The 8,855-nt window shown below is 59.8% G+C and carries 7 protein-coding genes and 2 pseudogenes; 5 read left to right on the forward strand and 4 right to left on the reverse strand.

Annotated elements, in window-relative coordinates; all coding sequences use genetic code 11:
• Nucleotides 1-144 precede the first annotated feature (144 nt).
• Nucleotides 145-1,395 (reverse strand): AraC family transcriptional regulator, encoded by a 1,251-nt coding sequence (locus tag AC0L3A_RS39120; RefSeq protein WP_473256414.1) that lies wholly within the window; start codon nucleotides 1,393-1,395, stop codon nucleotides 145-147.
• Between the two features lie 1,837 nt (nucleotides 1,396-3,232).
• On the opposite strand from AC0L3A_RS39120, the gene AC0L3A_RS39125 reads away from it, so the two are divergent.
• The 5 genes and pseudogenes from AC0L3A_RS39125 to AC0L3A_RS39145 all read left to right on the forward strand — a co-directional run.
• Entirely contained in the window at nucleotides 3,233-3,403 is a 171-nt protein-coding gene (locus AC0L3A_RS39125) for a hypothetical protein (protein ID WP_473256415.1), read from the forward strand.
• Complete coding sequence (locus AC0L3A_RS39130) at nucleotides 3,393-3,935, forward strand: recombinase family protein (protein ID WP_473256416.1); 543 nt, start codon at nucleotides 3,393-3,395, stop codon at nucleotides 3,933-3,935. Before AC0L3A_RS39125 ends, AC0L3A_RS39130 begins: the two co-directional genes overlap by 11 nt.
• 261 nt (nucleotides 3,936-4,196) lie before the next feature.
• Nucleotides 4,197-5,021 (forward strand): recombinase zinc beta ribbon domain-containing protein, encoded by an 825-nt coding sequence (locus AC0L3A_RS39135; RefSeq protein WP_473256417.1) that lies wholly within the window; start codon nucleotides 4,197-4,199, stop codon nucleotides 5,019-5,021.
• 207 nt (nucleotides 5,022-5,228) lie between these two features.
• Nucleotides 5,229-5,630 (forward strand): Fic family protein, encoded by a 402-nt coding sequence (locus AC0L3A_RS39140; RefSeq protein WP_473256418.1) that lies wholly within the window; start codon nucleotides 5,229-5,231, stop codon nucleotides 5,628-5,630.
• Between the two features lie 338 nt (nucleotides 5,631-5,968).
• Nucleotides 5,969-6,205: pseudogene (locus tag AC0L3A_RS39145) on the forward strand (DUF2130 domain-containing protein); the annotation flags it as partial.
• On the opposite strand, the pseudogene AC0L3A_RS39150 reads toward AC0L3A_RS39145, so the two are convergent.
• The 3 genes and pseudogenes from AC0L3A_RS39150 to AC0L3A_RS39160 form a co-directional block, all read right to left on the reverse strand.
• A pseudogene (locus AC0L3A_RS39150) lies at nucleotides 6,181-6,372 on the reverse strand (IS66 family transposase); the annotation flags it as partial. The pseudogenes AC0L3A_RS39145 and AC0L3A_RS39150 overlap by 25 nt on opposite strands.
• Nucleotides 6,302-6,811, reverse strand: a complete 510-nt coding sequence (gene tnpA / locus AC0L3A_RS39155; protein WP_473256419.1) for an IS66-like element accessory protein TnpA — start codon at nucleotides 6,809-6,811, stop codon at nucleotides 6,302-6,304. The gene tnpA and the pseudogene AC0L3A_RS39150, both read right to left, overlap by 71 nt.
• A 736-nt stretch (nucleotides 6,812-7,547) precedes the next feature.
• Complete coding sequence (locus AC0L3A_RS39160) at nucleotides 7,548-8,228, reverse strand: HAD family hydrolase (protein WP_473256420.1); 681 nt, start codon at nucleotides 8,226-8,228, stop codon at nucleotides 7,548-7,550.
• Nucleotides 8,229-8,855: the final 627 nt, after the last annotated feature.

Consider the following 8,855-nt stretch of genomic DNA (forward strand, 5'->3'; position numbering starts at 1 on the left):
CCCCCCCCCCCCCCCCCCCCCCCCCCCCCCCCCCCCCCCCCCCCCCCCCCCCCCCCCCCCCCCCCCCCCCCCCCGCGGCGGCCCCCCCCCCCCCCCCCCCCCTCGCCGGGCTCGTAACTCCGGTCGGGCTACGCCCTCCCTGCGTCACGAGCCCGGCGAAGCTCTCTCATCCTGATTGACGCTGCACTTCCATCCTAATTGCCGCGCCGCACTGAAGGCGCGGGTGGTGCGCACCCAGGTGCTCAAGGGTATGCGTTGGCTTGGGCGACCACGAGTGTTGATGGGCGATTGAGGTGGATCGCGGTGTGCTTCGTGGGGCGCCGCTTCAAGGTCTGGGACGGCGACTCTCCGAACGCGATAAGCCACCGCAAAACGGCCAAGCTCCCAAAAGCCATGGTCGGTAGCCACCCGAGTGACGGTTGTCGCCGATGGGAGCGCGCTTAGTAACGCGCGATGCACAAGGTGCATTCGACGGAAAGTGAGAAAGCGGATCGGTCCCATGCCCAAATGCTCTTCGCAGGAGGCGCGAAGCGTTCGCTCGGCGACACCAATAGCTGCGCAGATTTCGGTGAGATAGAGCGGCCGGTCGCAATTCGCCTCGAGAAATTCTTCGAACCGCGCGATGACCGCAAGTCCGCGTCGGCGACGAGTGCTGGCCTTCTCGTCGGCCGCATCAGAGAGGCATCTAACCATGACGTGCACGGATTCATTCTCGAGGGCGCGAAGCACCTCTGGCACTTGCAAAATACCGGGAGCGTCGTACGCGAGCTGTCCGATCGCGCGATGTAGCTCTAGCAGGCGTGACATTGATTGACGGTGCGGACGAAAAATGTGCCGTTCTGAGTTTTGCTTCAGCTCGCAGCCAGCTATCGCTTCAACTGCGGTGTCAAGGTCCTCGGTTGGGATGCATATCGCGCCGTAGTCAAGACCAGAGCCGCATCGCCGGTGCTCTGCTCCAAGCGTGTGGTCAATGATGTCGCCGGTGGTAACCTCCAGTCCACAGTGATGGTACGGTGACAAATTGGCCTCTGTTAGGAAGCCGATCGATCGCCAACCGGGTTTGCTTGTGGCGGTGCTGACTGCTGGCGATGATACGTGAGTGCGTTGTAGCCAGAGCCGCCTCATGGCGACCTGGATCATCTCGATCCGAAAATCTTTCGTCGTCGGAAGTATTTCAATGTCAGAATGCGGGAAGGCTGCTTGGCACGCCAGCGGATCGGTAAAGCAAACAACTCTACTCCAGCCCACTTCTACTCTCCGAAAAAACAAGACTACGATTCGGCGGGCAACAAGCGTGATTGTCGGACAAAAAAGTGTAGTGCAACGGATTTTCGGATCGCAAAAGCGGCGAAGGTGATGCTCGCGGTCCTGATGGTATTTTAGTTCCGGGTTCAACCTGAGATCAATGTGTATTTTGGCACAGCGCAATATTGCCGAGCGACATGCGGGCGCATCTCGTTCTTGGCATACCAGCGCCGTTCGAGCGCGAGCTATCCACCGCCTCGCAGCACCGCTGATGTCTCAGATGGGTCAAACTGCGACCTGCCGAACTGCTCCGGCATCGTCCGCTCCTCGTGCATTACCGAGCGGTTCTCGCGAGCCGCCGAGCGGCCCTTGCGCCTTCATCGGGTTACCTTGGCGCCGCGTGTGCGAATGGTCACCCCGAGTGCGGCACGCGACATGGTGACCGACCGTCATCCTGAGCCCTCATTGAAGCCTCGGAGAGCCCGCACAGAGACGCGCGAACTCAAATAGAATCGTCAACGCTTGCGGCCTGCCCGCGCCTTGGCTTCGTGGCCCGTTTTCACCTTGGACAGGTCGAGCCGACGTATTCGATTCTAGACACGGCATCGCGCAGCACCTTCACGCCCCAGCGCTCTAGCATCTCGTTCGCCCCGTAACCTCTACTGACGGCTGAGGTCGACCCTGAGTGTCCTAGGAGCGCCTCGAGGGCTTCCACATCCACACGGCCCCTACGCAAGGCATCCTTCACGCCATGCCGGAACGAATGAAACACGCGGTCAGTGTCGGTGATGCCCACCGTTGTGCGTAGGTAGCGGCCCCACCATTTGGACCACGCCGCTAAGGCTCTGCCTTGGTCCGGTGCGACACTAGGAAATAACCAAGCGCTCTCGCCGTGGCGTCGACGCTCTGCAACATAGTCCAGAAAGCCCAGCCGAAGTGATGACGGGGCGTCAACCATCTATTCAAGGGCGCGTAGTTTTGTGAATACAATGCCCCGCATCTTTTCATAGATCACGAAGGAGCCGGCATCCAACTTGAGGCCAAGTCTTATTGGGACCCCAATGCTACCCGCGAGTTGTGCTACGGCTGGCCAAGACACGCTATTTTCTGCCAGCGCTGTGCATATGCGTGCAATCCAATGAAGTTCATATGCGGCGCCCGATGGTGGCTATCGCCGGTCAGCCCTGCCTCTTCGCCTCAGACCTGCTGCACTGTCTCGTTATCGATATTTCGAGATACTTGAAAGGCAGGGAGAAGGCTTGCAGTTGAGATGCATTGAGGGGCAGACTTGCTACCATTGCAATTCTACGTGGGGAATGGGGACCATGCTCCGGACGATAGCGCTTTTTTTGCTCACCGCCACTCTCGCTCATGCACAGCCCATTACCCCCTCAGAGATGCGGGTGGTGGATGGAGATACTATTGAAGCGCGCGGGTCCACTTTTCGCATGGTTGGTTACGTGATCTTCCCCCGAAAAAGTGGACGGGTTTAAGCGGCTTTTAGCTCCATTTCGATCGGGGCGATATATCCGATGGCGGAATGGAGCCTGGTTCGGTTGTACAACGAGGTTTGAGAACGCCCACAGGACCGCTCTTCGCGTCGTTCTTTATCGATATCATCCTTGGTTTGGTTGCCGAGTTTGCGTTCATGGGGCCGTCGACAAGGCTGGCGATGTTGCCTTCCGCTGCACGCTGGATGGATCGGAAGCAGATCGTTGGCTGGAGGTTCCAGCATGGATGTTCGACCGGACGGCATGGCCTGAGGCGGAGCTTTTGGCAGCTCGGCCATTTGTCAGCATAACCGCACTTGCAGCGCTTTCTGCGCTTCTCGATCTGGTGTTGATGGATCGAACGCCATCAGCTGCCCTGCTTTCTAGCGCATCCAGAGCCTCTCACGACCAGAATCGGGGAGAGACCCATGTCACGGCAGACGGCAATGCCAGGGAGCGGATACCGACACAATCGAGAACCGCGGTCGCAGCAGCAGATGGATCTGTTCGGGAGCGGCCTGCCGAACGGCGCCATCGGCGCGCCAGCATCGCCGGAGTTGCCGGCGGAAGCCCGGGCGGCCCTCACAAGCCTGATGACGCAGTTGATCATCGACCATGCCGCGATGACAGCGACGCTGCCCGCGAAGGGGGTCGATCATGATCTCTGACAAGGTCAGGCCTCATCATCTGGAGCGTAAGGCGATTCTTTACGTGCGCCAATCCTTAGCACATCAGGTGTTGCACAATCGCGAGAGCAGCGCATTGCAATACGCCATGCGGGACCGGCTGACGGCACTCGGGTGGTCAGAGATCGAAGTGATCGATGATAATCTCGGTCGCTCAGCCGCCGGCGGCGTGCAACGCGCCGGCTTCGAGCGAATGGTAGCGGAGGTTTGCCTCGGTAAGATTGGTGCGGTTTGCGCCCGCGAGGTCTCGCGCTTCGCCCGCAACAGCCGGGATTGGCAGCAACTCATCGAGATGTGCCGCGTGGTCGATACCGTTCTGGTCGATCAGGAGACCATCTATGCGCCGAGGCACGGCAACGACCGCCTGCTGCTCGGGCTCAAGGGCAGCCTCAACGAGTACGAACTGGATTTGTTGCGCCAACGCTCGCTCTCGGCCCGCTACGAGAGGGCGCGCCGGGGCGAGTTGGTTGTGGCGGCGCCCGTCGGCTTCGTGAAGGCCGGCGACCGTTATTAGAAAGATCCGGATCGGCGTGTCCAGGAAGCGATTAAGCTGGTGTTCGACAAAGTCGAGGAACTGGGCAGCGCGCGACAGGCGCTCTGCTGGCTCCACGAGTACATCTCGATCTACCAGTGAAGCAGTCCAACGGCGACACAGCCTGGCGGCGACCGAGTTACTCCTCCATCCACCGGATCATTGAGAGCCCGGTCTACGGCGGCGCCTATGCCTATGGTAAAGACGGCTGTGGCAGCGCGATACCGCGCCGGGGGCGTGAGCGTGAAGATCCGCCGCAAGACCCGGAACGAATGGCTGGCGCTGAAGCCCAACACCCACGAGGGGTATGTGAGCTGGGAGAGGTTCGAGGCGATCCGCACCATGGTCAGCAGCAACGTTCCCACCGGTCGGCATCACGGCGCACCCAAGCATGGTGACGCGCTGCTGGCCGGTCTGATCCGGTGCAAGCGCTGCGGCCGCAAGCTCACACTCCGGTACTCCGGCATGAGGCACCATATCCCACGCTACAGCTGCAGCCGCGCCTGGATGGACAATGGCGGTCCTTACTGCATCGCCTTCGGCGGATTGCGTGTCGATGATGCAATCGAGGAAGCACTGCTTGGCGTCGTCGGTCCGGGCGCTATCGCCGCTGCAACCGCTGCCGCCGAAGGAGCCAGGGAACGGCGGGATCAGGTGTGCGATGCGCTCAGTCGCGACCTCGAGGCGGCGCGCTATGCCGCCGACCGGGCTTTCCGGCATACGATGCCGCTGACCCCGCGAACCGGTTGGTGGCGAGTGAGCTGGAAGCGCGCTGGAACAGGGCACTCGCTCACGCGGCGGAGGTCGAGGGCAAGATCGCCATGCATGATGCGGCGGCGCCCGCACCCATTGCTGATCCAGCTTCGCTCGGCGTACTGGCCTCGAACCTCAAAACGGTCTGGGATGCGCCGACGACGGATGCTCGCCTCAAGAAGCGCATTGTACGCACCCTCGCGAGGGCGAGATCCTCGCCGCGACCAAGTCCGCTCGTCGATCGCCCAACGTCTCGGGATGGATATCGGCGCCCTGACGCCCGCTGAAAGAAACGTCGAGGGGCCGTCGAGCTGATGCTCGACGCCACCCAGAAATATGATCAGGCCCCGACCACGGATAGGCTGTTTGGCTGGCACGCGTCTCTTTTCCCGACGGGACGCAGCGGCATGCACAAAATAATCGTCGGCGGTTGGCGCACCGAGGATGCTGGCCCCATGCAGGTGGTGTCAGGGGCCTTCAGTTCATTTCGAAGCGCCGGCCGCCAAGCGGCTTCCGGCCGAGATGGAAGCGTTTCTGGATTGGTTCAACGCGGAGCGGGAGAAGGACTCCGTCATCAAAGCCGCGCTCGCGAATCTGTGGTTTCTGACGATCCATCCTTTCGAGGATGGCAACGGCCGTATCGCGCGCGCGATTGCTGACCTGGCGCTCGCGCGGTCAGAGCACAGCCCGCAGCGCTTCTACAGCATGTCTGCGCAAATCAAGGACCGCAAAGCCTACTACGACATCCTTGAACGTACCCAACGCGGTACGCTCGATATCACCAACTGGCTCGACTGGTTTCTCGGTTGTCTCGGACGCGCCTTCCACGGCGCTGATGCGATCATCGGTACGTCTTACAGACGGCGGCATTCTGGGAAAAGCACGGCGCCAGTGATCTCAACGACCGCCAGCGCCTTATGCTGAATCGCCTGCTCGAAGGCTTCGAGGGAAAGCTTACTTCGTCGAAGTGGGAAAAGATGCCAAGACCTCGCAGCCGACCGCAACGCGCGACATCAATGACCTGATCAAGCGCGGCATTCTTCAGAGGGACGCCGCGGGAGGGCGCAGCACCAGCTATTCACTTGTGGCTTTAATGCAGCGCCCGAAGCGGATGATGCCGGGCGGTCTGAAACGTAGGATCGTATAATCGTATTCAGCAGCACCCACTGGATTTGGGAGACGATCCTTGACCTACGGTTCGCCTAAGGAAAGGAAAATCGGTTTCCCTTTCCTTGTTCATCGTCGCCGTGCCAACGTGAAATCGTATTTGCGGTTTTCCGCGCGCCTATTTCGAGAAGGACAACGACGCGCGGACCGGCAGTAAGGGCGATTACATCTTCCGCGACTCGGACGAGGCTGGAACCGAACTCATCTCGATCATGTTCGATATGAAGAACGAGAGCGACAGAACCCCGACGAAGAGCAAGAACGAGGACTTCCTCAGGGAGCTTGATCGGGATCGCACTGAGAAGGGCTGCGAGTACAGTTCGCGCTTGAGCTTCTCGATCCGCAGCTCGAGATGCGCGATCAGCGCCGCGTTGTCCGACAGCTCCGCCCGCGCACTGGCAGCCACCGCCTCGGCGAGCAGCCGCGCCTCACGCTCGGCCTGCAGCGCCGCCAGGGCACTCACAAGGTCCGATGGAAGATCGTCCGGCTTCGATATCATGAAGCCATTGAATCAGATCAAGCAGCAGATTCAAACCCAAAACGGCTATCCGAGCGTCGAGAACCCGACGCAGGGCGTCTCCATCAACGTCGCCATGGACCCGGATGCGGTGCCCGCTACCAAGGTCGATCTCGATGATGCCATGGCTCTTCCGTCGACGCGTCGCCATCGTCGTCAATGGCGCTTCGGCCACCGCCCGCGGCGGCACAGACGACCCAATCTCGACCGGCACGAACGGCGCTATACTCGCTTCAGCGTGCTTGCAAAGCTCTTTGCGCCACCTGAACAGCTGGCTTACATGAAGGCCAGCCATGCGAGCCACCTCGGAAACGCAGGCTCCGGGCTCGAGCGATGCTGCAACAAGCCGTTCCTTCTCATCCTGCGACCACCGGCGCCGCCGCTCGACCGATGTGATCACCTCCGCCCTCGAAATCGTCATAGCGCTTCTCCTAGGATTACCCCTAGGACCTGCAGCGTTCGCGTCCGTCAAACAAGGCGGCCCTCAACGGAGGAATACGTGATGTATGCACGCCATGGGTGTGCTCCGGTAGCAGATGATCGAGTTGCCCGGGCCAGCGCGCGGGCTTTCGCCTTTGACGCTTTGGCGGTTGCCCGTCCGAGATTACGATCGACGACGTAAACCTGAATTCCTCCCGAGCCGATGGGGTAGCACACAAAAAGAAGGGCCGCCCGCGTTGCCACAAGCGGCCCAAGTCTAGGGAGGAAACGCCCAAGGAGGGCGGCGATAGCGGGAGTGCTACCGCGCACATCACGGATAAGGCACTCGCGGAGGCGGCTCAATTGAACGTAAGAAGGGTCGATCGATACGAAGGTATATGGCGCTCGCCTTTAACACCACACCATGGGTCATTAGTAGCGCCCGAAAGCGTCGGACACGAGCGCTGCGCGCTGGTCTCAGTCGCTAGGTCCAATCCGGTGTGGGATCATCCGCTCCCCTTTTTGCAGATCATCATGTCACCCAACGCGACGAGGGCGAGAAGACGCATGCGCGGCAAGCCACAGTATCCAAACTGGAAGCCGGCGGAGTCGGAACCCAGCTACGCATCCTTATGGGCACGCGATAGACGATCTTACATTGTTGTTCGCGGCGCCTGATGTGAAAGGGAGCTGGCACATCCTCGGCGAGAGCATGGCCCGCCCTCGCCAATCATGACTTACGGATTCCGAAAAGCACCATGGCTTCGTAGTATCGGCAACAGCTCATGAAGGTTGTTAATCGTGTAGTCGGGATGCGCTGCCTGCAAGCGCGACTCAGAAACAAATCCTCCGGTGATAGATATGCTTGTCAGTCCGAGAGTTCGCGCAATTTCCGTTTCGATCGGCATATCGCCTATCATGAAGGTGGAGGCGGGGTTCAAGCTGTTCTTCTGCATGTACAGGCTAAGTCGCGCTCCTTTGCTCATCGACTTGTACTGAGTGTCGCGGCTTTCAAAGGCGATCACTTCGTCGATATGGTCAACGATTCCCAGTCTTCTCAACTGGAAGCGCAAAGGGTCGACTATGTGGTTACTAACGATGATGGACGAAGCCGCTTCTCGGCGCGCAAACTCCAAGACGCTGCGTGCACCCTCGCGTAGATCAGATTTAGCCGCAAGACGCTCGTAGGTCTCGTGGAAAATTGCACTCGCATCACCTTCCACCGTCGCAAGCTCGTCTTGCGATAGTCCGAGGTTACGATAAAGAAGAGGCAGAGGAATGTCACAGTGTTCCCGAAACGTCTTCATGTCGATCGTTGCACGACCTAAGCGATCTAGTATGGCATTGGTCGTTTCGAGAACTGCGTACGCATCATCGAGCAGCGTTCCATTCCAATCGAACACGAGAACGGGTTTCATGATTTGACCTCAGGCAGGGATTGATTTCGGACTATCAGCGTACGACCGTCCAGTGCAAGACGACTGTGAACGCGGAGCCGGGTTCTCCTTGGACCCGCTTCGCAAAAAGGCCGTCTAGAACGACTCCGATGTGGTAACGGGCTTCGAATGTGATTGCCTTCGATCGGCGTGTTCGGATTTACGTGTAATGCGCACTGAACTGTATGGAAGGCGAACCTCTTTATCGAACACCCTCTCCTTCTCCTTCATGAAAGTTGCATTCCCACCTGGCGGAGCAGCGCAGGGTCGGAGGCCTGTGCTTGAGCTGATCACAAAGGGTCGACCATGACTCGCCTGAAGGCCATAGAAAGGCTGCAACAACAGTGGGCACGCTCTTAGCTCCGTTTGCAAACTGACCGCCATTCTCGTCCATCCACAGGCGAATGTATTTGAGCCGCCACCAGGCGAAGACGTAGTTTCTATTTTAAGCAAGGTCCGTACCAACCCGACGTCACTCGGCTGCCGCCCCAAGCGAGTGAATCAGAAGGGCGTTTTGGGGCGGCGTTTGTGAACGCGTATTTCGCGGGGTCCGATCCCTGACAGGCTGTCGGCAATCTGACGCGTTATCGAAACAGAGCGAGCTTTGAG

Source organism: Bradyrhizobium sp. MI1.3 (genome assembly GCF_055811695.1).